General features: G+C 58.7%; 18 protein-coding genes. 7 read left to right on the top strand and 11 right to left on the bottom strand.

Translation table 11 applies throughout. The features are described from left to right. Positions 1–66 precede the first annotated feature (66 nt). Both A4R35_RS11680 and rlmD read left to right on the top strand, forming a co-directional pair. Entirely contained in the window at positions 67–1,005 is a 939-nt protein-coding gene (locus A4R35_RS11680; RefSeq protein ID WP_189361698.1) for a bactofilin family protein, read from the top strand. A 376-nt stretch (positions 1,006–1,381) separates the two neighbouring features. Next, positions 1,382–2,737 carry a 23S rRNA (uracil(1939)-C(5))-methyltransferase RlmD gene (gene rlmD, locus A4R35_RS11685; RefSeq protein ID WP_146747195.1) on the top strand — a complete coding sequence of 452 codons (1,356 nt, stop codon included), beginning with the start codon at positions 1,382–1,384 and terminating at the stop codon, positions 2,735–2,737. Positions 2,738–2,984: 247 nt separating this feature from the next. Here rlmD and A4R35_RS11690 read toward each other — a convergent pair whose 3' ends face one another. Next, positions 2,985–4,556 carry a PH domain-containing protein gene (locus A4R35_RS11690; protein WP_112429545.1) on the bottom strand — a complete coding sequence of 524 codons (1,572 nt, stop codon included), beginning with the start codon at positions 4,554–4,556 and terminating at the stop codon, positions 2,985–2,987. A 147-nt stretch (positions 4,557–4,703) separates the two neighbouring features. Further along, the gene (locus A4R35_RS11695) at positions 4,704–5,237 is read right to left on the bottom strand and encodes a hypothetical protein (protein ID WP_112429546.1); all 534 of its coding nucleotides are present in this window, start codon (positions 5,235–5,237) and stop codon (positions 4,704–4,706) included. Between the two features lie 421 nt (positions 5,238–5,658). Between A4R35_RS11695 and gyrA the strand changes: the two genes are divergently transcribed. Continuing rightward, entirely contained in the window at positions 5,659–8,223 is a 2,565-nt protein-coding gene (gene gyrA / locus A4R35_RS11700) for a DNA gyrase subunit A (RefSeq protein ID WP_223258305.1), read from the top strand. A gap of 100 nt (positions 8,224–8,323) precedes the next feature. Here the strand turns inward: gyrA and A4R35_RS11705 are convergent, their stop codons facing one another. Together A4R35_RS11705 and A4R35_RS11710 are read right to left on the bottom strand one after the other, a co-directional pair. After that, positions 8,324–8,716: a hypothetical protein gene (locus A4R35_RS11705; RefSeq protein WP_112429550.1), complete on the bottom strand. Its 393-nt coding sequence runs from the start codon at positions 8,714–8,716 to the stop codon at positions 8,324–8,326. Positions 8,717–8,728: 12 nt separating this feature from the next. Beyond that, positions 8,729–9,508: a glycosyltransferase family 2 protein gene (locus tag A4R35_RS11710; RefSeq protein WP_112429552.1), complete on the bottom strand. Its 780-nt coding sequence runs from the start codon at positions 9,506–9,508 to the stop codon at positions 8,729–8,731. Between the two features lie 618 nt (positions 9,509–10,126). On the opposite strand from A4R35_RS11710, the gene hisS reads away from it, so the two are divergent. Further along, entirely contained in the window at positions 10,127–11,425 is a 1,299-nt protein-coding gene (hisS, locus tag A4R35_RS11715) for a histidine--tRNA ligase (protein WP_112429554.1), read from the top strand. Between the two features lie 230 nt (positions 11,426–11,655). Here hisS and A4R35_RS11720 read toward each other — a convergent pair whose 3' ends face one another. The 3 genes from A4R35_RS11720 to fdhD form a co-directional block, all read right to left on the bottom strand. Beyond that, positions 11,656–12,879 (bottom strand): hypothetical protein, encoded by a 1,224-nt coding sequence (locus tag A4R35_RS11720; RefSeq protein ID WP_112429556.1) that lies wholly within the window; start codon positions 12,877–12,879, stop codon positions 11,656–11,658. Between the two features lie 79 nt (positions 12,880–12,958). Next, positions 12,959–14,386 (bottom strand): tRNA uridine-5-carboxymethylaminomethyl(34) synthesis GTPase MnmE, encoded by a 1,428-nt coding sequence (mnmE, locus tag A4R35_RS11725; protein WP_112429558.1) that lies wholly within the window; start codon positions 14,384–14,386, stop codon positions 12,959–12,961. A 55-nt stretch (positions 14,387–14,441) separates the two neighbouring features. Continuing rightward, a complete protein-coding gene (gene fdhD / locus A4R35_RS11730; RefSeq protein WP_223258306.1) occupies positions 14,442–15,323 on the bottom strand; it encodes a formate dehydrogenase accessory sulfurtransferase FdhD in 882 nt (293 codons plus the stop codon). 236 nt (positions 15,324–15,559) lie between these two features. Between fdhD and A4R35_RS11735 the strand changes: the two genes are divergently transcribed. Then, on the top strand, positions 15,560–16,057 hold the full coding sequence (locus A4R35_RS11735; protein ID WP_112429560.1) for a Fur family transcriptional regulator: 498 nt from the start codon (positions 15,560–15,562) through the stop codon (positions 16,055–16,057). Positions 16,058–16,212: 155 nt separating this feature from the next. On the opposite strand, the gene aroC is transcribed toward A4R35_RS11735, so the two are convergent. After that, positions 16,213–17,376: a chorismate synthase gene (gene aroC, locus A4R35_RS11740; RefSeq protein ID WP_112429562.1), complete on the bottom strand. Its 1,164-nt coding sequence runs from the start codon at positions 17,374–17,376 to the stop codon at positions 16,213–16,215. A gap of 493 nt (positions 17,377–17,869) precedes the next feature. On the opposite strand from aroC, the gene A4R35_RS11745 reads away from it, so the two are divergent. Beyond that, positions 17,870–19,246 (top strand): helix-turn-helix domain-containing protein, encoded by a 1,377-nt coding sequence (locus A4R35_RS11745; protein ID WP_112429564.1) that lies wholly within the window; start codon positions 17,870–17,872, stop codon positions 19,244–19,246. Positions 19,247–19,301: 55 nt separating this feature from the next. On the opposite strand, the gene A4R35_RS11750 is transcribed toward A4R35_RS11745, so the two are convergent. The 3 genes from A4R35_RS11750 to A4R35_RS11760 form a co-directional block, all read right to left on the bottom strand. Further along, positions 19,302–20,360, bottom strand: coding sequence for a hypothetical protein (locus A4R35_RS11750; RefSeq protein ID WP_112429566.1), 1,059 nt, complete (start codon positions 20,358–20,360; stop codon positions 19,302–19,304). Positions 20,361–20,409: 49 nt separating this feature from the next. Further along, positions 20,410–21,342 carry a hypothetical protein gene (locus tag A4R35_RS11755; RefSeq protein WP_112429568.1) on the bottom strand — a complete coding sequence of 311 codons (933 nt, stop codon included), beginning with the start codon at positions 21,340–21,342 and terminating at the stop codon, positions 20,410–20,412. A 496-nt stretch (positions 21,343–21,838) separates the two neighbouring features. Beyond that, positions 21,839–23,221, bottom strand: coding sequence for a helix-turn-helix domain-containing protein (locus tag A4R35_RS11760; protein ID WP_189361700.1), 1,383 nt, complete (start codon positions 23,219–23,221; stop codon positions 21,839–21,841). Positions 23,222–24,337: 1,116 nt separating this feature from the next. Between A4R35_RS11760 and rsmI the strand changes: the two genes are divergently transcribed. After that, positions 24,338–25,102, top strand: a complete 765-nt coding sequence (rsmI, locus tag A4R35_RS11765; RefSeq protein WP_112429572.1) for a 16S rRNA (cytidine(1402)-2'-O)-methyltransferase — start codon at positions 24,338–24,340, stop codon at positions 25,100–25,102. Positions 25,103–25,134: the final 32 nt, after the last annotated feature.

A 25,134-nucleotide genomic window follows, 5' to 3' on the forward strand; every position in this document is an offset into this window, starting at 1 on the left:
CGGGAGCCGATGCTTAAGCCTACGCGGAAACGACAGCTGTGGCTCTTGCTCGCGGGAGCTAGCTGCATGGGGTTGGTGATGTTCTGCCTTCTATTGCTCCTTCCCACAGGAGCGCTCTTCCCGAAGGAGACGTTCGCCGCCTCCCCTGCGACTCCCCAGCAAGAGTTCCCAGGAGGGGGTGATCAGTGCACCAGACATGGGCCGTTCATCGGTGGTAATCTCGTGGTTGCCAGCAATCAGGTGCTCTGCAGTGATCTTATCTCTTTTGGTGGCACGGTCGCCATTAATGGCACAGTGAATGGCAATGTAGTGGCGTTCGGCGGTAACGTTATTATCGAGGGTACAGTGAATGGGGATGTGAGCCTCTACGGCGGCGTCGTCAGCCTGCAGAGCGGCTCCCACGTTCACGGCAATATCCACCTCTACAATGCCCGCTGGGCCCGCGAGCGCAACGCCCAGCTCGATGGCACCCTCATTGACCGCTCGCAGCGTTTGATCTGGCCCTTCCCTAACTCCTTGACCTTCAGTTTCCCTTCTCTTTCCTTGTTGATCTGGGTTGGGCTTGGACTGCTGCTTACCTGGCTCTTTCCTGAGCACGTGATGCTGGTACGTACCACCATCCAGACCTCCGCCGGGCGCAGTCTGCTCGTAGGTCTGCTCAGCTCGATTCTGGCCCCGGTCCTCATCCTACTGCTGAGTACGCTGATTATCACTATTCCGCTGGCTATTATAGTGGCTGTAGGATTGATTGCGGGGTGGGCGCTGGGCATGGTCGCCCTCGGCCTGCTGATCGGTGAACGACTCTTACAGACGTCCGCTCCACAGCGGCACGCCCGCTGTTTCCAGGTGGCGGTGGGACTCATCATCCTGACTCTGGCTAGCTCTCTCCCTCTTCTCGGCTGGCTGGTGAGCCTGGGCGCAGGCCTGCTGGGCCTGGGCGCCGCTCTTCTGAGCCGCTTTGGCACACGGCTCTACGGCCTGCCCCGGTACCCGCTCATGCTTTAAAAAAAACCTGGCCTGGCTCCTTCACGGTTCGCCAGTTATTTAGCCGCCAGGCCGCCGCTCGCAGCAGGGAGAGTTCTGGGCTGGTCACAACTAACCATCGCCTGACTGTGCGACATCCTGTATAATAGGGGCGTATTACTGATTGGGCCCGTCGCTTGCGGGCCCCCCCTTCCCAAGCTCAGAAGAGGGGGTACGTACGGCCCCTCCTTCTTCACCCCTGCTGTTGCACAACAGTGTAGGTTTGTTACAATGTTGGAAAGATGGGACGGCACAATCGATGCGCTCGTAGGGCCTGCCCCCGCAGTCATGCGCGCAACCGATCAGGACGTTTGCAGGGACGCAAGCCTCTAGAGTGCAGGTGGCCGCCGAGGTGATTATGAGCATCGACGTTGAATTGACAGACCTTGCCTATGGAGGCGACGCCGTCGGAAGATACGAGGGACGGGTCCTTTTTGTACCCGGTGGCATTCCCGGCGAACGTGTTCGTGTGGAAATCGTTGAAGAACGCCGCGGACATGCGCGAGCGGCGCTGTTGGAAGTCTTACGCCCGGCGCCAGAGCGAGTAGAGCCGCGCTATCCTCAGCTGACTGACTGCGGCTGCCAGTGGCAGCATATCGCTTACCCGGCACAGCTGACCTGGAAGGCCCACATCGTCCGCCAGCTGCTGGTGCGCATCGGCAAGCAGCCCGATGCGGTGGTCCACCCAACTATCGGTATGCCCGCTGGCGTTTCGCCCTGGCACTATCGCAATATCGCTCAGTTCTCAACCGGTCCCAACTGTGAGATCGGTTTCCAACTGACCGACAGCCACGATGTCCAGGACCTGGAGGACTGCCCGCTGTTGCATCCCGCCCTGGATATGGTCTATCAGCGCGTGCGCGCGAAGCTGCTGAAGTACTTCGGGGATGCCCTGGGCCAGATGATCCAGAAGTTCACCATCCGCGGCGCCGTCGGGACTGTCAGCCCCGCCGGCGGCTCCGGCGAGACAGCCAGGGCTGTGCCTACGCTGCTGACAATCCAGGCCCGCCCCGGCTCGATCATCGAGGCACCTCAACAGCTGGCCCACGAGCTGATTACGATCGCACCCGGCATCGTCGGGGTCATTATCGAGCGCGTCGGCGGACGCTTCGGTCGCGTGGTGGTGGGACAGGAGTTCCTCACCGATATGGTCCTCGGTAAGCGCTTCCGCGTCTCCGCCGATTCGTTCTTCCAGGTGAATATTACTCAGGCCGCGACTTTGATCGAGCGCACGCTCGCGATGCTCGAGCCGCGTCGTAGCGACGTGGTTCTGGACGGCTATAGCGGCGTTGGCCTCTTCTCGGCTTTCCTGGCTAATCACGCCGCCCGCGTGATCGCTATCGAGTCGCAGCCCAGCGCTGTCACCGATGCGCGTGCCAACGCTTTGCTCAATAATCAGAGCAATATTACAACAATCGAAGGCACTCTCGAACGCTTGCTTGGACAGCTTCACTATCGCCGCGAGCGCATCGATCTGGCTGTGATCGACCCACCACGCGCCGGTTGCCACCCAAAGGCGCTGCAGGGCTTGCTGGCTCTGGCTCCACGAGCTATTTGCTATGTGTCGTGCGATCCAAGTACACTGGCGCGCGATATCGCTACGCTCTGCGCCGGCGATCGCTATCGCTTGATTGCCGCCCAACCTATTGATATGTTCCCCCAAACCTACCATATCGAGTGCGTGGCTCTGCTCGTACGTGGGAACATGCGCTGAGTTCGAGTCGCTCGCCTAAGCCACAGGATGCTTCTTCCTGAGTGAGCGAATATACCTTAAGCCTTGCTCTCTGCTCTTGTTATACAAGAGCGCCGTGCCAACGCTACGGCTTCCTCCCCGTGCCGGAGAGGAAGCCGCTGCTGGCATGGCGCTTTCCGTTTCTGACAGGCGTTCTGCCCAGGCAGACGGGCAGGCACTGCCTGCGACCATCCGCACACCAGAGACTTCCAGTCAGTCGTACTTAGACTTAGAGCCGCTTGCTCAGATAGACCTGAATCTCGCCCCCCTGGCTGATGACGGTGCCAGGCGGAGGATTCTGGCGCACAACCAGCCCCGGTGGCAGATCGGGATAGGAAGCATCCTCGCCCATAGCCACGACGCGCAGGCCAAACTCACTGGCCCGCTCAACCGCCGACCAATAATCGAGACGCTGCAGATTGGGCGTCCCATAGTTGAGCCATTTCCCTTCCAGGGTTGCCAGGACCGTCGCAAACCAGGTCTGCAGCTCCTTCTTGCTGGCGTTCTCTTTAGAGATTGCGTCTACCCGATCTTTGTATCCCTTAATCGAGTAGATCTTGTCCTGGATCAGAAAAGGATGATCGACGGTAGAAAGGACGATGTCAGCGCTGGAACCAGGGGTCTCGATGTAAACATTGCCTATATCGAGCAGCCGCTCTATGACGCTGGAGACCGTTACTTTGATATCGCGAATGTTCTTGTACTCGGTCTCCACCCGTGCCTCGTAGAGGAAAATCAGGCGGCGCTGGATGTCGATGATGCGGCGGTTCGTCAGAATGTAGACGTCATCGACGTAGTTGATGTAGATCAGGCCCATGACCAGCAGGAGGACAACCTCGATCAGGGCCACCAGATACCAGGTTGCCGGGATAAGCTGCGAGACGCGAATCGCTAGCAGCGGAATGCAGATGAAGAAGAAGAGCGGTAGAGCCAGGTTGCGGTAGAGTACGTAGCGCGAGCGCTGGATGTATTCAACGGTGAACTCGCCCGAGGCATAATGCACATCGCAGGGGATATGCAGCGGGCCACCAAAAGTACGCCTGGGGCCACGTACGCGATCGGGATGGCGCAGCGGATAGCGCTCATCAGCATCCTGGAGTTTGGGGACCTCCTTGCCTTTGGCCAGTTGCTCCAGCACACGGGTCAGATCCTGATCGCGGGGAGCAAGAGGTTTCTCCTCGGGCTTCTTACTACCTTTGACCTCAGCGCTCAGTCCCTCGATGGCATCCTTGACCTTCCGCGGCGCAGGCACATCCTTCATAATGAAGTCGCCGCCGGTGAGGTAAAGATGCACGTTGCCGTAGGAGAACAAAAGGCTGATCAGGCTATCCTGGTCAATACCAACCTGGTTCACCTTGCTGATCTCGATCTGCTGGCGCACTGGCTGGAACACTCCCCGCGAACTGATGATGCGCTTGTTGGTAATGATGTAGGTCTCTAACCACCAGGCCAGGAAGTCTTTCCACAGAAACCAGCCCAAGGCAGCCAGCATCAGCAGCGAAATGATCACTTCCAGGGCCAACCACACTCCTCCAAGAGCCGGTTGACGGGTACTGGCCCAGATTACCAGCAACAAGGCCAGAGCCAGTCCAATGGCAGGCATAGCCGGCCTCAAAAGAAAGATCTTGTGTTTGCGGACAACCAGCCGAACAACCTCATCAGGCTGCTGACCGGGGAAGTGCCAACGCCTGTCACGTCCCCTGCGGAATTGACGAATGTTCCAGCGCGCTCGCCCCGAGCGCCAGGGATCGTCTTTCTCCTGCTCCTCGGCAGCAATGGTTTTGGCGTCTTTCTTGCTCATCGCACACACCTCGGCTGCGTGGCAGACGACTCGTCAGGCCATCCTCACTGGGTCTCTTCTACACCTGGCCGCTCTCAGTCTCAGTCGTCCCTTCTTCGCTGGCCCTCTTCACTGATCTTGCCCGGCTCACGCCCCTAATATCCGCCGCTACTTCTTCTTGCCAGCACTGGCCGAGACCAGTCGGATGACGACGACAACAGCGATGATAATAAAGAGCGCTAGCGCATAATAGCCTAGATGGTACTGATCCAGCAGAATGAAGCCCTGGCCTAGCATCACCGCCTGGGTCTGAGGGAAGACGAGGGTCGTCAGATAGAAGACAGCAACGCAGCCAGTGATCAGGGCTGGGCCAAGGCCAAGGACGCGGTCCTGGGGCGCGCTCGGCTTGGGGAAGAGGCGATTGCCCAGGAGATAGCCCGCCGCAATAATGCCCGCCAGACAGAGTACGGTGACAATAGTCACCGCCCGCGGTGAGGGGTTGATGCCAGGCTGATCAACAAAGAGCTGTGTCAGAAACTGCGTCAGCCCCCGCCCCACATTCAGGATGAGAAAGAGCACTGCTCCCAGCACAAATGGCAATAGGAACAGTTCACGACGCCATCCCCGACGGTACCCGAGCCAGAGAAAGACCGGCACCAGCAGGATGAACAAGGCCGTCTGAAGAGTGAGATGCCATTCCATTGTTTTGCTTACCCTTCTCCCTCTAATGGCATCAGCCGTAGCACAGTCGCTAGCAGCACTGCAGTTCCCCTGAGCAGAGTCCAGGGCGCCTACCTTACAGCGCTATACAAGCCTCTTTTAATCCCGCTCTAGCATCTATCATACCACATGTCAGCTATGAAATATAGCACTGGATGGGTGAAAAGCTGCGGGTTTTCAGCTCCCAATAGGGAAGTTCTGGCCCCCATTCGCAATTTTCTCTCAGATGTGCTATACTATAAGAAAATGCGAGCTTGAGAAGGAGGCCCGGCCCGGCCCGGCCCGGTCTGGCCTGGCAAGGGTCGAGCCATCATCTCTGTCCATCTCGTCTCGTCCCCATCCGATGCAGCTAGCAGCGCTTGAGCATTGGCACTGACCTTTCTTTTTACTTGAGGATTTTTGCATGATGGAAGAAGTAGGTAATGTCAAAACCGTCGATATAGTTGACCAAATGACTGTGGCCTATCTGAACTACTCCATGAGCGTCATCGTCAGCCGCGCGCTGCCGGATGTGCGCGATGGCCTCAAGCCGGTGCATCGTCGCATCCTCTACGCTATGGAGCAGATGGGCCTGCAAGCCAATAAACCCTTCCGCAAATGTGCCGGTACCGTCGGCGAGGTGCTCAAACTCTACCACCCGCACGGCGACGTTGCCGTTTACGATACCCTCGTGCGCATGGCCCAGCCCTGGTCAATGCGCTATCCGCTGATCTTAGGCCAAGGCAACTTTGGTTCTCAGGACGATGATCCACCGGCGGCGATGCGCTACACAGAGGCCAAAATGGCGCCCATCGCCGATGAGATGCTACGCGACATCGACAAGGACACGGTCGATTTCGTGCCCAACTACGACAATCAGGCGAAGGAGCCAACTGTCTTGCCCGCGCGCCTCCCCAATCTTCTGGTCAATGGCTCCGCTGGTATTGCCGTTGGTATGGCAACGAACATCCCTCCCCACAACCTCGTTGAGGTCTGTAACGGCATCATCTATCTGATCGATCATCCCGAGGCCACCACTGAAGACCTTTCACGCATCATTCTTGGTCCCGATTTCCCTACAGGTGGCATTATCCAGGGTCGCGAAGGCATTCGCAATATGTACGCCAACGGGCGCGGGCGTATCGTTGTCCGTGCTCGTACTCATATCGAGGAAAACGAGCGCGGGCGTGCCAGTATTGTGGTGACCGAACTGCCCTATCAGGTCAATAAGGCCGAGCTTGTTAAAAAGATCGCCGAGCTGGCTCGCGACAAGAAGATCGAAGGGATCGCTGAGGTGCGTGACGAATCCGATCGTCGCGGCATGCGCATGGTCATCGAGCTTAAGCGCGACGCTAATCCGACCAGCGTCCTCAATTCGCTCTACAAGTACACAGCTATGCAGAGCGCCTTTAATGCCAACATGCTGGCGCTGGTCGATCGCCAGCCGCGTATTCTGACGCTCAAAGGCTTCCTGCAGCACTATATCAACCATCGTGAACAGGTGATCACGCGGCGAACCCGCTATGAGCTGGCGCGCGCGGAGGCCCGCAAGCATATCCTCGAAGGCTTCCGCAAGGCTTTCGAGCACCTCGATGCCATTCTCCAGACCATTCGCCAGTCGCAGGGCACGGAGGCTGAGCTGAATCGCACCCTGCAGGCCCAGTTCGGTTTCTCGGAGGCCCAGGCCAGTGCCATTCTCGATATGCGTCTCGCTCGTCTGGCTGCCCTCGAACGCCAGCAGGTCGAGGAGGAGCTGCGCACCGTTCAGCAGCATATCGATTACTATAACCTGGTGCTGAGCGATATTAATGAAGTGCGCAAGCTGATTAAAGCCGATCTGGAGGAGCTGAAAGAGAAGTACGGCGATCCGCGCCGTACCGATATCAGCGAAGGAGAGGCCGGCGACTTCACGGAAGAAGACCTCATTCCGAATGAGGAAGTGGTGGTGACGCTGACAGAGAAGGGTTATATCAAGCGTCTCCCCTCCAGCACATACCGCGCCCAGCGCCGCGGCGGCAAGGGCGTTACCGGCATGGTCACGCGCGAAGATGATGCCGTTCGCCATTTGCTGGTGGCTCACGCCCATGATCATCTGCTCTTCTTTACTGACCGGGGCCGCGTCTATCAGCTCCGCGTCTATGAGCTGCCCGATGTCAGTCGCACGGCTCGCGGTGAGCACCTGATTAATCTGATTGCCCTCGATCAGCAGGAGCGCGTGACGGCCATCGTGGCCGTACCCAAGGGGGTCAGTCGCGACTACATGATCGTGGCAACCCGCAAGGGCGAGGTGAAGAAGACGGTCATGAGCGAGTTTGAGAGTGTGCGCCGCCAGGGCTTGATCGCCATGAATCTAGAGGAGGACGATCGCCTGATTGGAGCCAAGCTGGCGCGCGCCGATGACCATGTGCTCTTGATTACTGCCCATGGGAAAGCCATCCGCTTCACTGTGGAGGAGCTGCGCGCGGCCTCGCGCATGAGCGGCGGGGTGCGTGGTATTCGGCTGGAAGAGGGCGACAGCGTGGTCTCGCTTAACCTGACTCCACGCGACAGCGAGCTGTTGGTGGTGACGGAGCGCGGCTACGGCAAGCGCACTCCCATCGAGGAGTATCCAGTGCAGAGCCGCGGCGGCAGCGGGGTGCTGACAGCCAAGGTGACAGAGAAGACCGGTCCAGTGGCGACGGCCCGTATCATTACTGATCTCGATAATGATTTGATGATTATTACCGCCGGCGGGGTGGTAATCCGTACGGAGATCAGCAATGTCTCACGCCTGGGCCGCGCGACTCAGGGCACGCGCCTGATGACCATTGCAGAAGGCGATAGCGTGGTGGCGGTGGCGACGACGAACGGGAAACGCAACGGCGAGCGCGAGGAGGGCCTCACGCCGCAGGATGATCAGACACCGGGCACCGAGAGAGCGGAGCTGCAAGCCAACGGAGAGCCAGCTTCTTCTGATGAAAGCCCGGAGCCTGAGCAGGAGCAGGGATAGACAGCGCTTAGCACATGAGAGGAGAGGGCCGGCCAGATCTGACCGGCCCCGCTCTTTTGAGGTCGCCTTGTTGAGGTCGCCTTGACCCTGCTCTGCTCTGCTATAGCTCCGCCTGCTCGTTGAAGAGCCGGGCCAGTTCGTGAGGCGACGGCAGCGGTTGGCCGGAGCGGATGCGCTGAGCTGCTAGCCGATCTTGACGGGCGCTCTGGCGTACGAGTGGAAAGGGACGGCGGAACTGCCGCGCGAAGCTGGCAGCTTTCTGTTCAGAGAGCACAGCTCGCCGCTCATAGGCATAGGCCAACAGCTCCCGCTTGAGATCATCCCCGGCTTCCACCAGGAGCAGGAAAGCAAGGACAAAATCAGGTTTGCCCCGCTCGGCGTAGGAGCGCGCATACTCCAGGCCATCCACTCCCTCCGCTAGGCGTTGCCGGGCCTGGACGGTGAAAACCTCTTTCAGGGCAGGAGCATATAGCTCGGCAAAGGTCGCGCTCATTCCTTCTCTACCTCATTCGTGTAGCATAGCCCGATAGGCTCTCCTCTGAGAGCGCTCCTCTGTTCGCCACTTCCAGGCATAGTAGATCAGCTCACGAAAGGCCCGCGCAATGACCTCCGGTCTGGCGCCTGTGGCTCGCCCCCCTCTGCGGGGCAGGTGATGAACGCCAACCTCAGTATAGGTGTAGCCCGCGCGCGTGAACTTGTAGAGAATCTCCGTGTTGATCATGGCGCCACGCGTCTCTAGTTTGTGCTCGCGGAAAAATTGCGACCGGTACAGCTTAAAGGCACAGTCAATGTCGCGCACGCGCAGGCCAAAGACCAGACGCACGAGCCATTTCCAGCCCCAGGCATTGAGCTTGCGCATCCAGGTGTCCTGGCGCTTGATCCGATAGCCCAGGACCGCATCGAAGCGCTCAATGAGCGGGAAAAACTGCTCGATGTCGCGGATATCAAACTGGCCATCAGAGTCCATGAAAAAGGCAAGGTCTTTACTCGCTGCCTCAAAGCCACTGACCAGGGCCGCCCCATAGCCGCGATTGACCGGATGGTTGATCAGCCGAATGCGTGGATCAGCGGCAGCCAGGCGCTCCACGATGACTTTGGTGTTGTCTTTGCTGCCGTCGTTGACTACTACGACCTCAAAGTCCTGCACCCAGGGGGTCAGGGTCTCCAGCACATTTTGGAGTGTACCGGCAATGGCTGCCTCTTCGTTATGGGCAGGCAGAATGACCGAAAGGCTGTACTTCGTCTTGACTCCTGTCTCAATGGTTTCTGATTGTAATTCGCTCATAGCTCCCTGTTACTTGCCGTACGGCGGTTGAGATGAAGAAGAAGAACCGGGCATTTCTTCTGGCTCGCACGGCCCAACGGAGATGTCAGTCGCATCCTTGCTCACGTGCAGACCTTGACCATTCTGGCCCATGCATAGCCGGATGCCTGATGCCGACTGCCGGCGGAGGCGCGTGCAGGACCTACCATCCGATCGCGTGCGGACAGGCCCCATGGCATTCCAGCAAGCCTGATGGCAACTACAGAACGAGCCAGTTCCTCAGTTGTGTAATACCATTTCCCCGCCAGAATGTCCAGAGGACAGGCTGGCTCTTCGACCATAGGCCGCACCTCTCTCCCTGCCGTGCTGAGGATCTTATACGTAGCTCATTCAGGCTCCCCACCGCTCACCTCCTGTGAGCACCTAACAGGCCAGCTGGTCCTCCCCTCAACTAACTATGAGTGTAACGCCTGCTTTAGCTCAAGAGTAACAGCCCACCGCTTGCGGCTTAAATGCAGAAGTGGATGATAACCCTCTCTTCCCAGTCCTCTGGCTCACTCCTCCGGCCCTCCTCCTCTGGACATCATCTGCTATAATAGGCTGTGCATTTCCGATCTGGAGGCGCGAAAGAACCGGACTATGTCAGCACAGCAGTACCGAGCCCTGCAGGGCTTCCGCGATATTTTGCCCGAGGAGCAGCCCTATTGGCGCTTCGTGGAGCAGACCGCCGCGGCTGTGGCCGAGTTGTATGGTTACCGCCGTATCGAGACCCCCATTCTGGAAGAGACAGGGGTCTTCCTCAAGACCTCTGGCGAAACGTCAGACGTGGTTGAGCACCAGATGTATACGTTCGAGGATCGCCCAGGAAAGGAGGGCCGCGGCCAGAGTCTGACCCTGCGCCCCGAGGGGACGGCGGGCGTGGTGCGGGCATACCTGGAGCATGGGATGTTCAAGCTGCCTCAGCCCGTCAAGCTCTACTATCTCAGCGAGCCAATGTTTCGCCACGAACGCCCCCAGGCCGGGCGCTATCGCCAGCACCACCAGTTCGGCTGCGAGGCCCTCGGCGAGAGTGATCCTGCGATCGATGCCGAGCTGATCGCCCTGCTCTATCAGGTCTACAGCCAGCTCGGGCTGCGAGGCATCCGCGTCCAGCTCAATAGCATTGGTGACTCAACTTGCCGCCCGCGCTACGTGGAGGCTCTGCGCGCTTACTATCGCCCTTTGCTTGACCAGTGCTGCTATAACTGCCAGTCTCGCTTCCAGAAGAACCCGCTTCGTCTCTTGGATTGCAAAGAGCCAGAAGATCAGGCCAAGATCGCCGCTGCCCCCCATAGTGTTGATTACCTCTGCGACGCGTGCCGCGAGCACTTCGAGCGTGTGCAGCGCTTCTTGCAGCTCTACGAGGTGCCTTTCGAGCTGAATCCGCTGCTTGTGCGTGGTCTGGATTATTATACGCGCACGGTCTTCGAGTTCACTTCAGAGATGGACAATACGGCCCTCAACGGAGGGGGACGTTATGACGGACTGGCCGAGATCTTGGGCGGCCCTCCCACGCCCGGCATCGGTTTTGGCATGGGTATCGAGCGCGTTATTCTAGAGCTGAAGCGCCAGGGAATCACCCCACCTCCTCCCGAGAGGCCGCGGGCTTTTGTGGTCTACATGGGCAAGGAGCCGGCCCTTAAAGAGGCGGCTATCCGCTTGATTGCTGAGCTACGACATGCCGGCATCAAAGCAGAGATGAGCTACGGCGATCGCAGCCCTAAAGCTCAGATGAAGCAGGCCAACACCTCGGGCGCTGTCTATGCCCTGATCATAGGAGAGGAGGAGCTGGCCAGCGGGCTGGTGACTGTCCGCTCTCTGCGCGCCGAGGGCACTGAGGAGGAGGCACGTCAGATAGCCGTTCCTCGCGCAGAGATCCTGCGCCACCTCCAGCTCTGAGAGAAGCGGGGGGCAGAAGAGCGCCGCCGCATTTCCTACGGGCGGCCTTCTCTCCTCGCTCACTGTTGCTATTCCCTTCCTGACGGTGAGCAGTCTCCCCTGTCGATTCTTATCGAGAACTGCTCCGAGCGTTGTTGCTCACCCAGATCCACGCCCGGGGGAGCCATTCTGGCTGGCTACCTGGCCGGGCGAGGCAGAATCGATTTAGCAACTGGCGCCAGGCGCTGCCTTTAGCTGGCTAGCACGCTCCGATAGTTCGCTGGCAGCTGGCAGCCGCGATAGAGCGCCCCGAGCAAGGCTGGTTGTGTCTGGACCTGAACCGTCCCCTGCGGACAGCTGAGCGTCAGCGTACGCGCTCCCATTCCCAGATCTTGCCTTAAGGGCTTGGGATGGCCCCCAACATCTACCACGCCGATCGGCCAGAGCTGCCCATCGATGATAAAGTCCTGTCCGCTAAAGTAGAAGAAGGGGACACGATAGCTCATGGCCGTACGCACATCGCTAATCAGTGACAGAATATGGGCGACGGCGATCTCAGCCGGATTGTAGACGTTGAGGCCGCAGCCCTGAAAACAGCCAGTGCCCTCGACGATCCAGATGTGCTCTCCCAACTTGCCGCTATTGAGATCAATGCCAAACTGTTGCGCCCAGAAGGCCAGCAGTCCGTAGAGGTTATTGACGTAATCGCCTGGATAACCATTGTGCCAGCTATCGATGAGACCCAGGGTCTGCGTGCGCCAGCTCCAGTGCCCTCCCGGATGGACGAGGGTATTCATGGCGGTCTGCATCTCGTTCAGATAGGCAACACGGACCATGAGCTTGCTGTAGTCGTCTGGCACGACCAGCGGATCGACCGAGCCGAGAATGACCTTGGCGCCGGGGTCATAGGTTTGCACGGCCTGGGCACAGAGATCATAGAAGCGCGCAAAGCGCTCAGGGGTGACATAGGTCGTCCAGGCGTCAAGCTTCATCTGCTCGTTGCCGCATTGCACGGCATCCGCCCCTGCCGAAGCCGCATCCTGGATAATGTTGGGATCGTAGAGACGCGGTGGTCCTGCACTTGGCTGACAGAGCGTCAGCAAGACATGGAAACCCGCCGCATGCATGCTGGCAATGGCATTTTTGAGCGCGCTGCCTTGCAGGCCAGCAGCACCACAACTGTGGTCTCCCAGACGAACCCAGCTAATGCCACCAGCAGCGGCGGCGGTACGCCCCTCAACGCCGAGGATGGTGGCCGGATCACGGGTCGGCGAAGGGGTTGGTGAAGGGGTCGGTGTCGGCGTAAAGGTCGGCGTTGGCGAGGGAGTCGGCGTCGGTCGCTGAGCAAGCGGCACCGGCGTCGGCGTGGCCTCTCCGCCTACAATACCCGCGAGCGCCACCCGGTAAGCCAGGGCGGTCAAGACGACACTGCTCAGGACAATGGCCACAGCGATAAGCAGCGTCGATCGCTTCATACTGCTCCTGAATATCATTGTCTCCCTTTAGAGGATATTACAAATAAATCAATATATAAAGAACAAAAGAGCATCCTTTTTACTTGCCGATGCAGAATTCACTGAAGATGCGCTCCAGCAGATCGGCGCTGGCCGTCTCGCCAGTGATCTCGCCGAGGGCGTGGCAGGCAGCCTGTAGATCGATCGAGACGAAATCGAGGGGCAGGCCCTGCTCCAGCGTAGCCAGGGCAGCCTGCAGATGCTGAGAGGCCAGGCGCAGGGCTTCCTGGTGACGCAAGTTTGTCACCAGTACGCTATCGTCTTGCAACGCTTTGCCGGCCAGTACCAGGTTGGCGATCGTCTCCTCCAGCTGGCTCAAGCCCTCACCCGTCAGCGTTGAAGTCATGACCAGCGGCGCCTCTGGCCAGAAGCGGCGCACCTGCTCAAGCGGCAGTGAGCGCGGGCGATCGATCTTATTTAGTACCAGAATCACCGGGCGTCCTGCCCGGCCATTGGCCGTCATCTTGTCCTGCTGACCAAAACCCAGACGCAGCAGTTCCTCACAGACCTGACGGTCCTGAGCAGTGAAGTCTTCAGCGCAGTCGAAGACCAGCAGCACCAGGTCGGCACTCTCGGCGGCAGCACGGCTGCGCTGAATGCCAATCTGTTCGACTGGGTCGTCCGTAGGAGTGATACCAGCGGTATCGATCAGGTACAGAGGGATACCTCGGAGATTGGCCACTTCCTCAACCGTATCGCGGGTTGTACCGGCGATCGGTGTGACGATAGCGCGCTCGCTGCGCAGCAGGGCATTCAGGAGGCTTGATTTGCCGACATTGGGGCGACCGATGATGACGGTGCGCAGGCCGTGACGATAGAGGCGCCCCTGCTCTGCTCCGGCCAGCAATTCATCTATCATGCGCCGGGCTGTCAGCATGTGGGGGCGCAACTCGTCGGCGTGAGGAGTCGGAATATCGTCTTCGGGGAAATCAATGCTCGCCTCGATGCGCGCTAAGACGCCTAGAACAGTCTGCCGGGCCTCGCGCAAACGGGCCGACACGCGCCCCTGCAGCTGCTGCATGGCCAGCTGCAACCCCGCCTCGGTGCGGGCACTGATGACATCCATGACAGCCTCGGCCTGCGCCAGATCGAGACGTCCGTTGAGAAAGGCGCGTAGGGTAAACTCGCCCGGCTGCGCAAGCCGTGCCCCATGCTCCAGGACGAGGCGCAGAATACGCTGCAAGACGAGCGGCCCGCCATGTCCCTGGATCTCAACCACATCTTCGCGTGTATAGGTGTGGGGCCGACGCATGAAAGCCACTAGCACCTCGTCGAGCACCTCACCACTCCGCGGGTTAACAATCCGCCCATAGGTGAGCTGATGCGAGGGTGGGAGCGTCTGCTCCCCACCGGGACGGCGAAAGAGCGGGAGCACAATGGAGAAAGCTGCCTCCCCACTCACGCGCACAATGCCAATGCCACCCACACCAGGAGGGGTAGCGATCGCTGCTATGGTGTCACTCTGCATGGCTCCTCGCATAGTCCGCATTATAGTCCCGTCCTCTCTGACGTGCAAGAGGACTTTAGCCAGCGGCTAGCAGACGCTCAGGGTGCGTGTAGACGTTCATTGAACGTCCCCGCAGGAAGCCAACAAGCGTGATGCCCGCTTGCTCGGCCAGCTCCACAGCCAGGCTCGATGGCGCCGAGATAGCGGCCACACAAGGGATACGGGCAGAGAGAGCTTTCTGTATAATTTCGAACGAGGTCCGCCCGCTGACCATGAGAATGTGCTCGCGATAGGGGAAGGTGCCCTGGAGCAGGCCACAGCCCACGAGCTTGTCCACCGCATTGTGCCGCCCGACGTCTTCGCGCAGGAGCAGCAAGTCCCCCTCGAGAGAGAAGAGAGCCGCCGCGTGCAGACCACCGGTATGGGAGAAAACAGCCTGGGCCGCCCGCAGCTGTTCAGGCAGCATGTAGAGCGTCTCAGCTCGCAAACGCAGCTTATCCGGCTCTAGCGGAGTAAGCGAGCTGAGCAGATCCGCAATACTGTTCTTGCCACACAATCCACAGCTAGAGGAGACCGCGAAGTGACGCTCAAAGGTAGCCTGGCAGGCAGCTCCACTACTGATCGGCTCCGCCTGGGCTTCGCTGCCGCGCAGGGTGACCTCTATGACGTTGGGCAGCGGCAGGCCATCGGCATCGATGGCCTCCTCAACACGCAGCACCTCCTGCGCCGAGCGCATGAGACCCTCATTGAAAAGGAAGCCCAGGGCCAGCTCGCGATCGTGGCCAGGGGTGCGCATAATTATCGCGAGACTGCGCTGGTTAAGCCGGACCTCCAGCGGCTCTTCGACGGCCAGCGCCTCTTCGCGCGGCTGAGAACGTTCTTCCTCCCAGTGCAGCACGCGCGCACTCATGACACGCAGCGGATCAACGATAGAGCGCCAAAAATGGGTAGCAGTCATGGTGCCGTTCTCCTTCATCGTACCGCGCCCTCACCAGGCACTCGCCAGATGAGCTGGCCCGCCATCGGCCTCCACCAGTCCTCATTGACGCCTTGCATCTGGCCATGCTAGGATTCAGGCAAGGTCGCGCACCCGATCCGTCAAGGTATTTCTCACTCAGCGAAGAGAGCTGTCAGGCTGTCCCGGTGAGGAGAGGACAGCTCAGCTCAGGTCGATCCCACATCGAGGTTTGAGCAATGCATCACTATGTCAAGTCGTCGAGCGAGCTTCTGCGCAAGCGTGGCTACCGTCTCACGCCGCAGCGCTCGATGATCTTGAACGTTATTCACGAAGCAGACGCCCATCTAAGCATTGAACAGATCAGCGAGCGCGTTCAGCAGCAGAATCCCGCGGTCAGTCTCTCGACCATCTACCGCACGCTCGAACTCCTCAAGGAGCTAGGGCTAGTGCGAGAGAACCGTCTTCCGGGGGAGCCACCACGCTACGAGCGTGCGCCAGGCAAGGCCCATCACCATTTGATCTGCCGTGGCTGCCACGTCATTATCCACCTCGACGAGAATCTGCTTGGCAATCTGCATGAAGACCTGCAGCAACAATACGGCTTTCACGGCCTGACACTGGACCTGGTGGCCAGCGGTTACTGTCAGGCCTGCTGGCAGAAAAGGCAGTCCTTCCCCTCAGCAGGCGAGTCGACCGCAGGGATGAAGAGCACCAGCACCCCAGACGAGAGCTGAACGCAACAGCACCTGCTAGCTTGGGGCGAACCAGCAGCACAGTCATGGGCGCCGAGCGTCGAGGCTACCTTTTGGCCCGCTCCCTCGCTCACACTGGTGGCGGGCGCTGGCGGCGCTTCCTCTCCATTCCCAGCCCAGCCTGGTCTGGTCCGGCTCTAAGCCGACTGGCTGGCCTGGAAATGACGCAGCATCTCCTCAAGACTATCGCCTCCGTACTTTTCTAGCAGGGCTTCGGTCAAGACGATGGCCATCATCGCCTCACCGACGACGCCGCCGGCGGGCACTACACAGACATCGCTGCGCTCATAGCGGGTCTGATCAATATTTTCGCCACTGGCCAGATCGACGGCGGGTAGCGGATGAGCCAGAGAAGGGATGGGCTTGAGCGCTACACGTACCACCAGTGGCTCGCCGTTAGTGATCCCTCCTTCGATGCCTCCGGCATTGTTAGTCACATGGTACCAGCTTCCGTCAGCCCCATGTCGCAGCACGTCATGCACCTGAGAGCCAGTACGCCGCGCCGCTTCCAGTCCTGCACCAATCTCGACAGCCTTGGCCGAGGGAATGCTGAGCATAGCCAGACCGAGGCGCGCGCTCAAACGTCGATCCCACTGACTATAGCTCCCCAGCCCGATCGGGACCCCAAGCGCGACGACCTCGAAGACCCCGCCGCAGGTATCGCCAGCCCGCTTTGCTTCTAGAATACGAGCAATCATACGCTCGGTCAAGGCGGGATCAGCGCAGCGCATCGGTGAGGCTTCTACCTGCTCCCACAGGCTCGGGGGATAGGCGTCGCGCGTTAGGGGACGCGGCTCCTCATAACCTACGTCGGCAATGGCCAGGACATGGCTGTGAATGGAGATCCCAAAAGGCTGCAGCAGCTGGCGGCAGAGGGACCCTACAGCCACACGCGCCGCGGTCTCGCGCGAGCTGGCCCGTTCAATCACATTGCGCACATCGCGATGACCATACTTCATGGCTCCTGTAAAATCGGCGTGACCGGGGCGTACGCGCGTCACCGGTTCGGGCAGCTCCTCTAGCGGTTCAGGACTCATCGCCTGCTGCCAGTTGACCCAGTCGCGGTTTTCAATTTGCATGGTCACCGGTGAGCCAAGGGTCCGCCCATGCCGGATGCCAGAGAGAAAACGTACGCTGTCTTTCTCGATCTTCATACGTCCCCCACGCCCATACCCTCCCTGGCGACGACGGAGATCACGATCAATAGCTTCACGGTCGATCTCCAGTCCAGCTGGTAACCCTTCGACGATGATGGTCAGACAGGGACCATGCGATTCACCCGCGGTGAGAAAGCGAAACATGATAGACTCACCCTCCCAGAAGTCCAGATTGCCTTGATTATACAGGGAAAGGGGGCAGGCCGTCAGCAGGAGATGCCTCTCCTCCGGCCTTCATTCATTGAGAGCAGACAGCCAGGCCAGGATAGAGAAGCACGGGAAGATAGTACCAGCGAGGGAGAGCTTCTGCGCTCTCTTTCCATAGAGAGAGATTGATGAACAGTTCGGGCAGATCGGCTACCAGACAGCACCTCTAAAGCGGCGAGAAGCCCCTGCTTGAATCTCGATTGAACTGTGCATAGCATTGCGATGACTGCTGCAATACGCTGTTCATTCAGGAGATCATGAGCTTGAGACAGCTTTAGTTGTAACACAAGAAAGGGACTTTTTTGCGTGCTGATTTTTTCTTGCTATTGACACAACAATAAAAAGAATTTACAATCTCTTTTATGAGGAAGTTATCTATTTATTGACTCCCCATTCATATTCACGAGTGTGCTGTACGTAGGAGGGTTCTATGTCACCAAAGACGCCCAACCACCTCGGGTCTTCAGTAGGGGCAAGAGTGCGAGCAATCAGGCAAGCCAGGAAACTAACTCAGAGCCAGCTGGCCGGTCACGATTTCTCCGTCAGTTATATCTCAGCCATTGAGCGCGGGCAGATTCAGCCTTCCATTCGGGCGCTGGAGATTCTGGCGAGCCGGCTGAACGTTTCCCCCGCTCAGCTTCTGGCCGAGACCGGAGGAGGACCCCTGAGTCAGCCAGCTGTAGCCGCTCGCGATGGACGGCACGCCCGCGCAGGCGAGAATGAAGTGCACCTGCGGCTGCTGGAGAGCGAGATCTGGATTCATGAGGGCGAGCTAGACCGGGCCACCGCCACCTTGCATGATTTGATCAGTGCCATGCTCCCGCGCCAGGATAAGGCGCGGGTCTATTATCTTCTCGCCCTTGCCTCCTTCTCCGTCGGGCGCCTTTCCGAGGCTGAGCGCTCCCTCGAAGAATGTCGCCAGCTTCTCGCAGATTATGAACCTTCTCCTTTAAAAGCTCGTATCTTCTATCTTTCTGGCCTTGTACATTTCTCTATGCAAAATTATTATTTAGCAGAATTCTTCTATAATGAAAGCATCAATATTTCCGACAAAATCACGCCGAAAGACTATTTTCTTTTAATTCGATGCTATCTTGGCCTTGGACAGCATTATCTCAAGCGGGGCGACAGCGAACGCGCGATCACCGCTTTGAAACAGGCAGCAGCGCTGAGCGAGAGGGAGGCAGCGGTCCCCGCTCAACGTCCCGAACAGGCCTACACCGAGCTAAGCGCAGGCTATGCTCGCCAGGGCAACCATTCACTGGCCCTGCTCAGCGCCCACAAAGCCCTGGCGGTGCAGGCTCAGCGACGTCTCAGTCGTTTACAAGGAGAGATGACCCATCTGCTTTACCACGTCCGCTTGCAGAGTGGCGATGAGGCCAGCCGACGCCAAGCACTCGCTACCTTAGAAGATCTGCAGCAACGGGCAAGAGAACCTCTGCAAGCTGCCAGCATTGCCTTTCACCTGGCACACTGGCATTTTCATCATGAGCACCGGCTGGCAGAAGCCAGACGTTACAGCGAGCAGGCCCTGGCTCTGGCGCGCACCTCTGGTGACAATCTCATTCAGGCCGAGGCCCTTTTTCTTCTTGGCCAGCTTGCTTACGAGGAGCGCCAATACGAGCGCGGTGATCAACTCTGTCGCGAGGCGCTTCTTCTTTTGGAGCGCCTCCATATTGACCGCGATCAGCTCGCTGAATACTACAGCACGTATGCTCACCTGCTTGAGGGACGAGGGGACGCACGTGAAGCCTTTCTCTACTTCCGCCGTGCTTACGAGATCGCCCAGCACCGCACTCGTTCCTGAACGGCGAGCCACTTTCTCCTCTCCTCTGCCTTTGCTCAGGGTCAGTGTTTACTCCTCACCAGGGCTGGCAGGGGCGCAATTCAAGGCGCATGAAAGCCACTTCAAGCATGTTGCGCTCCTCTGGCTTACTCAGCTGGAGTGACGTGCGCCCTAATGGGAAGCGCAGTTGGCCCTGGGAATCCACCGTCTCTGGAGAACGAATTGCTTGCGGATTGCCGCCGAACCACTCCACAGCCTCAACAAGGGTACCTAGAGGCAGTGCTGCTTCCAGGTAGTGGCCATGCAGCTCCGCGGGTAATCCCTGAAGGAAGAGCACAAGGAGGTCACCCTCCTGCACTATTCTGCCTTCATAAGGACCAGCTTGCAAGAGGATCACCGCCGGCGTCGCCTGCTGGCCAGATAAGCTCGCACTCGCCAAAGGAAGGACGCTCCTGCGTACAGAGCGCGTTACAGGACGGGGCTGGCGCAGCTCGTAGGCATAAAGCGGCGGTTCACGGGGTGGTCCCTCGCTCGTGGTTACCAGACTTGCCACGCGTACCAAATCGTGCAAGGCTTGCTCGCGCTGCTGAGTCAGGCCAGCGCTCAGGCGGATCGCCCGCTGCAAAAGCTGCCGGGCCGCGACGAGGGCATCTTCGCGCTTCGGCTCGTGTTCTGCCCGACGCAACAGCAGCTCTGCCTGGCGAATGAGGGCCTGACAGAGATGCACCAGAGATCGCGCTGGCGCTGGCGGAACGGTCGCCGGAGGGCGCAAAAGGGCCTCCTGCTCAGGCGAGCGAGGCTGATTCCCCAGGGTTTTCTTCAGCGCAGCGTAGGTTTCCACGTAGGCGCTTCGGCAAAGCGAACAACCAATCAGATGATAGATGAGTCCGGCAAAACGAAGGTAAACATGATCATCATGTTTAATCAGCGATTCACAAAAATCAGGTATTTGCTGATAGAGGAGCAGATGATCGTCGTGGCTCTGGAGCAAAGTGAGCTGCTCGCCTGGAGATGAGGGGGAAGGAGCCGGCGCATTGGGGGGTAGCATCAACTCCTGCAACCAACGTGCCAGTCCCCCAGAAGAACCCGGATGTGGCTGGTTCATTTCGCTCTCATAGTTGCTGTGGTTGCTCATTCACAACCTCCTTCCTTCCTCTTGATCGGGGGGAAACCACGATTTGCTGCTATTCGACCCGATAGTAACGAGCTAACCGGCGGAGGCGAGCAGCATCAAGATGCACGACCTCATCTCCCTCGTGCCAGTTCAGCAAGCCCTCGAAAGTCAGTTGTCTCAGTCCTCGCTGGACCTCAGCCAGCGTCAGCCCCTGGCGCACCAGATCCTGTATCGGCACCGCTAGCTCGCCAGTAGCTTCAGTGCTACGAGACGAGAGCAAAGCCTCATACTCTGTTAGACGCAGAGCAACAACAACCGCCAAATTGGAACTCTGGGACTGCAGGCAGGTGCGGAGCTTCTTATAAGCGTGGTCGCGATGCTGACTCAGGTGAGCCAGGGGGGTCTCAGCAGGAAGGGGGGTGATAGAGATCGCCTGGAGTTCCTCTACCACCTGGCGAGCCAGATCCACAGCCCCTAACGTTTCCAGTTCCTGCAACACTGCCCGCAGCTGGCGTGGAGCACTGGCGAGCGCTTTAATACAGTGCTTCAACAAGATGCGCAGCTCCTGTTGGGTCACAGCAGCCAGGGCCGCTTCTTCAGGATGAGCAAAGGGAGGCACGCCCCACAGCGATGTAGTGATCTCGCCCAAAGGATCAGCCTCGCCCTGGGAGTCTTCACTCTCTTGCAGGACCGAAAAGGGGAGCATCTGCCGATGTTGACGGCGCAAGCGATCGATCGCCTTATGATGAACGCAGTTATTGAGGAAAGCATAGAATTGGGCTTCGCTCAGGCGGTCCAGCACCGTCTCAGGCTGCCGGTCTCCTCCCCCCAGCAGGCCCAAGGCAACCAGGCGCTCAACCACGTGGTTGACCACCAGGTCGACCTCCTCAGCATCGTACTGCAGCGGCCCCAGGTAGCGCTGAGCCCGCTGCCGGAGGAAAGCTTCCAGCGCTGGAAAGCTTTTTTCCGGCTCATATCTTAGGTCACGGGCCGTGAATGACATGCTCAAGATTCCCCTTTAAAGACTTTAAGATCAGGCGGAGCCTCTCTCCCGAAGGCAGCGTGAGCGTGGGCAGGATCTCACAGCAGTATATCTGCTTTTGCGCCATCAAGCAAGGAGACAGAGCGCGGGGAAGCGTTTCACAATGCTATGGAGGACGATGCCCCTTATCTTCTCTCATGTCAGGCGAAGAGTGCACCAGGGGCAACGATAAAAGAAAGGGGAGAGAGAGGACCACCGTGGCGCGCAGGAGCAGCGCCGCGGTGGGGGCGCCTCGGACGCGAAGGCCAGGGCCAGGGCCAGGGTCACAACAGGCAGCAGCCGACCAGCTCTTCAGGCGACTGGCAGCGCTGCCAGCCGACGGCAACGTTGAACGTTGGGCAGGTCAGCCGGGCCAGCAGCCAGGGTCTCCACCAGGGCTATAAGATCCGCCAAGGCGGCAGAAGAGTAGCCCCGGTTCCACTACCCGCCTCGCGCGGGCGGTAGCGGGCCGGGCAGGCTACTCTAGATCACCTAATTTCCCCTGGCGCTGGTGCTCATACGCCTTCTTAATGGCATTGAGACTACGCTGCACCTCACCTCGCTGCTCCAAAAGATTCGCATAGCGGAAGTAGGCACTGGCAGCCAGCTCATGGGCATTGGCCCGATCAAGGAGGTCCAGGGCCTGATGGAACAGCTCGTCAGCGCCAGAGAAATCGCTCTCCTGATGACGGATCTGAGCCAGAGCAATCAGGGCCTGCCCCTGTGTGCGCGGGTCCTGACTGGCACGAGCCAGGGTGAGAGCCTCCTGGGCCTCACGCTCGGCTTCGGCCCGTTTTCCTTCCTTCAGCAGCAGCTCCGCCAAACTGGTATGACAGAGCGAGGCAGCCACCTCATCACTCAATCCGCGCTCGATCTCAATAGCGCGACGATATTCCTGCTCGGCCCCGGCCAGATCGTTTTGCTTCTCCAGAGCCTTGCCAAGCTGCTGATGGGTCAGGCCTATCAGACGCTGCTCATCGCGCATCTCGTAGATGGCCAGGCTGCGCATCGCATAGTCGCGAGCCATCGCCAGTTTGCCAGCGCTACGATACTGCTGACTGATCTCCATATAACGACGAGCGAAGGCCCGACTGTCGCGATAGACCTCATCAAGGGTCTCCAAGGCACGATGATAGAAGGTCACCGCCTTCTCCAGCTCGCCAAGGCGGAAGTAGTCATTCGCAAGATTGCTAAAGACTTCCAGCGCAAAGATCGGGTCCTTGATCTGGCCAGCCTCGATGATCTCCAGGCAACGCTGATGATTCTCCAAGGCAAGCGTGTAGTTATAGAGGAGAAAGTAAGCTTTGCCGAGGTAGTTGCGCGCACGCTCGCTGTATTCGATTTCATTCATGCCCTCGCCCTGGTTAACTGCGGCCCGTAGATCCACGACAGCCTCCTGATATTCCCCAGCCCCAAGATGGATCAGGCCCCGCAACAGATAGAGACGGAAAGCCTGATCGGTAGTAAGACGCTCGGGCTGGAGGGGCGCCAGCAACTGCGTTGCCTCCTCATAGGCTTGCTGCTGGATGAGGATGCCAGCATGCAAGAGATCGACCTCAACCCGCTGATCAGGACCGGAGTCCGCCGGCGAGTAGCCAACAGCTCGCGCCTCAGCCGCTCCCGCAGGCGAACCTTCCAACAAGAAGGTAAGCGGGACATCGAGCCGCCGGGCGAGAATAGACAGAGCCTTGAGCGAAGGACGGATCTTGCCCCGCTCGATCGCAGAGATATATGAAATTGAGAACTCGGGCGACGCCAGTTGCGCCTGGGTGAGGCCCAACCGCGTGCGCACCTCACGGATATTGGTGCCCACTCGGGCAGCAACCGCTTTACCCACGTTCGCAGTTTCTGTCGACGGCATAAGGACTTTCCTTTCCGAGATTCCGCTTGCTCTCTCGAAAGTATGCTTGCTTGTCTGGCTGGCACATGCAGGGCAGCACCGCCTTGCCTGCCGATGGCCGCCCCGGGCCATGCACCAGGTCCGTTGGATGCTGTTGCACTGCCATCCCTGGCTGGTTGGTTGGTTAGTTAGTTGGTTGGTTGGTCGGTCGGCTGAGCAGCAGGTCTTCAACAGGCTTGTACAAGCTGCAGCGAATTAGTAAGCAAGGGATGTATCAACATCCAGGGATGAGCAGTCTAAGCAAAACATCAAGTCTACTCTATCATACTTAGGGCACGAGGTCAATATATCGTGCATTATTAGTTTAAGGAGTAGCCAGATAGGTTCTCTCTGTATGGGTACTTCTCTCTAGCCTGATTGTCCCTAGGAGGTTAATTTTTTAGCCTGATTCAGGAGCAGCAAAAATACGGCCTGTTCCCTTCTGATTTGAATACAAAATTCATATATTTGAGATGCAACTACGCTGCCAGCAAAGCTTAGCTCTTCTATCATTATACAACAATAGCTAAATGCTTTGCGAGTGCCAGCGTCTTGATCTTCAGAGGGGGTAGCCTTCCCACATTCAGACCTGGAATAAGTCCAACGATTACAGTGCTAGCGAAACAGTCTCTCTCTCGATTATAATCTCTCTGGCCGGCCAGCATTTCAGCACACTTTTGAGCAGTTAGGAATCGGTTCCGAGTCAGAGTTATGAGCAATGCTCGTTTTATTTTTCCCTTGCAATCAGAGTGAGATTGGATCTCTCCCTCCACCTTTCCACCGTTGCCCCCAGTCACTGCGCCAGCGCCGGCAGTGATCATTAGCGTTCTGCCGTATCCCCCACGGCAAGTAAACAGCCGACCATATTTCCGCCGCTCCAGCCCTTTGGCATGGTCACAAGACTGTCATTTACTACAACGCTTCAGGTTGGTCAGCTCCTGTCTGACCCTCCCAATATTACTAATGGGGTTTTGCCGCCAGTGCGTCTGATTGCTCCTGGCCCGGTCTGGCCCGGGCAGCCGCGGCTCTGGTACACTGGTGCTAGCCTGGCTGCAGCCTCCAACCTTCTGCCAGTTTCATAACAGGTGGACATGTTGCATGAGTACACTCTATCTCGTCGCGACTCCGATCGGCAATCTCGGCGATATTACCTTGCGGGCCTTAGAGGTTCTGCGCAGCGTTGATCTGATTGCCGCCGAAGATACCCGTAAGACCTCTATCCTTCTGAGGCATTACGATATTCACAAGCCGCTGCTCGCTTTTTATGAGCACAACGAGGAGCGAGCAGGACGGCAGATCGAGGCCCTTCTCAAGCAGGGGAAGTCAGTGGCTCTGGTGACCAGTGCTGGCACGCCTGGCATCTCCGACCCGGGCTACACTCTGGTCCAGCGGGCCATCCAGGCCGGTATTCCGGTGACGATGATTCCTGGTCCAGCCGCTTTTGTCATGGCCCTTGTTCTTTCCGGCCTCCCGGTTCACAGCTTTACTTTCCGAGGCTTCCCCCCCCGCAAGGCGGGTCGGCGGCGACGCTTTCTGGAGGCTGATCGGCACTCGCCTTACACGCTCATCTACTACGAAAGCCCATATCGGCTTAGTGATCTCCTCCGCGATGCTCTGGAGGTCTTCGGTGATCGTCCGGCAGCTCTCGCCAATGAGTTAACCAAAATGTTCGAAAAGGTCTATCGTGGGACGCTCTCTTCTCTGCTAGAGACCATCGCTCAGGAGAAGCTGCGAGGCGAGTACGTTCTAGTGGTTGCTGGTGCCTCAGGTGAGCAAGAAGTGGCCCATCAGGAAGATGCCACCTGGGCGGAGCCTCCTTCGGCAGAGGTGGATGAACCAGACAGCGAAGTGGATGAGGATTAGCGCCTGCACACTGGTTCAGGTCTGCCTTACCA

It is taken from the genome of Thermogemmatispora tikiterensis (genome assembly GCF_003268475.1).
GTDB classification, from domain to species: domain Bacteria; phylum Chloroflexota; class Ktedonobacteria; order Ktedonobacterales; family Ktedonobacteraceae; genus Thermogemmatispora; species Thermogemmatispora tikiterensis.

Bases quoted from the DNA above. Each gene is read 5' to 3' on its own strand.
- A4R35_RS11680 (WP_189361698.1), top strand. From the start codon at position 67: ATGGGGTTGGTGATGTTCTGCCTTCTATTGCTCCTTCCCACAGGAGCG.
- rlmD (WP_146747195.1), top strand. From the start codon at position 1,382: ATGAGCATCGACGTTGAATTGACAGACCTTGCCTATGGAGGCGACGCC.
- A4R35_RS11690 (WP_112429545.1), bottom strand. From the start codon at position 4,556: ATGAGCAAGAAAGACGCCAAAACCATTGCTGCCGAGGAGCAGGAGAAA.
- A4R35_RS11695 (WP_112429546.1), bottom strand. From the start codon at position 5,237: ATGGAATGGCATCTCACTCTTCAGACGGCCTTGTTCATCCTGCTGGTG.
- gyrA (WP_223258305.1), top strand. From the start codon at position 5,659: ATGATGGAAGAAGTAGGTAATGTCAAAACCGTCGATATAGTTGACCAA.
- A4R35_RS11705 (WP_112429550.1), bottom strand. From the start codon at position 8,716: ATGAGCGCGACCTTTGCCGAGCTATATGCTCCTGCCCTGAAAGAGGTT.
- A4R35_RS11710 (WP_112429552.1), bottom strand. From the start codon at position 9,508: ATGAGCGAATTACAATCAGAAACCATTGAGACAGGAGTCAAGACGAAG.
- hisS (WP_112429554.1), top strand. From the start codon at position 10,127: ATGTCAGCACAGCAGTACCGAGCCCTGCAGGGCTTCCGCGATATTTTG.
- A4R35_RS11720 (WP_112429556.1), bottom strand. From the start codon at position 12,879: ATGAAGCGATCGACGCTGCTTATCGCTGTGGCCATTGTCCTGAGCAGT.
- mnmE (WP_112429558.1), bottom strand. From the start codon at position 14,386: ATGCAGAGTGACACCATAGCAGCGATCGCTACCCCTCCTGGTGTGGGT.
- fdhD (WP_223258306.1), bottom strand. From the start codon at position 15,323: ATGACTGCTACCCATTTTTGGCGCTCTATCGTTGATCCGCTGCGTGTC.
- A4R35_RS11735 (WP_112429560.1), top strand. From the start codon at position 15,560: ATGCATCACTATGTCAAGTCGTCGAGCGAGCTTCTGCGCAAGCGTGGC.
- aroC (WP_112429562.1), bottom strand. From the start codon at position 17,376: ATGTTTCGCTTTCTCACCGCGGGTGAATCGCATGGTCCCTGTCTGACC.
- A4R35_RS11745 (WP_112429564.1), top strand. From the start codon at position 17,870: ATGTCACCAAAGACGCCCAACCACCTCGGGTCTTCAGTAGGGGCAAGA.
- A4R35_RS11750 (WP_112429566.1), bottom strand. From the start codon at position 20,360: ATGAGCAACCACAGCAACTATGAGAGCGAAATGAACCAGCCACATCCG.
- A4R35_RS11755 (WP_112429568.1), bottom strand. From the start codon at position 21,342: ATGTCATTCACGGCCCGTGACCTAAGATATGAGCCGGAAAAAAGCTTT.
- A4R35_RS11760 (WP_189361700.1), bottom strand. From the start codon at position 23,221: ATGCCGTCGACAGAAACTGCGAACGTGGGTAAAGCGGTTGCTGCCCGA.
- rsmI (WP_112429572.1), top strand. From the start codon at position 24,338: ATGAGTACACTCTATCTCGTCGCGACTCCGATCGGCAATCTCGGCGAT.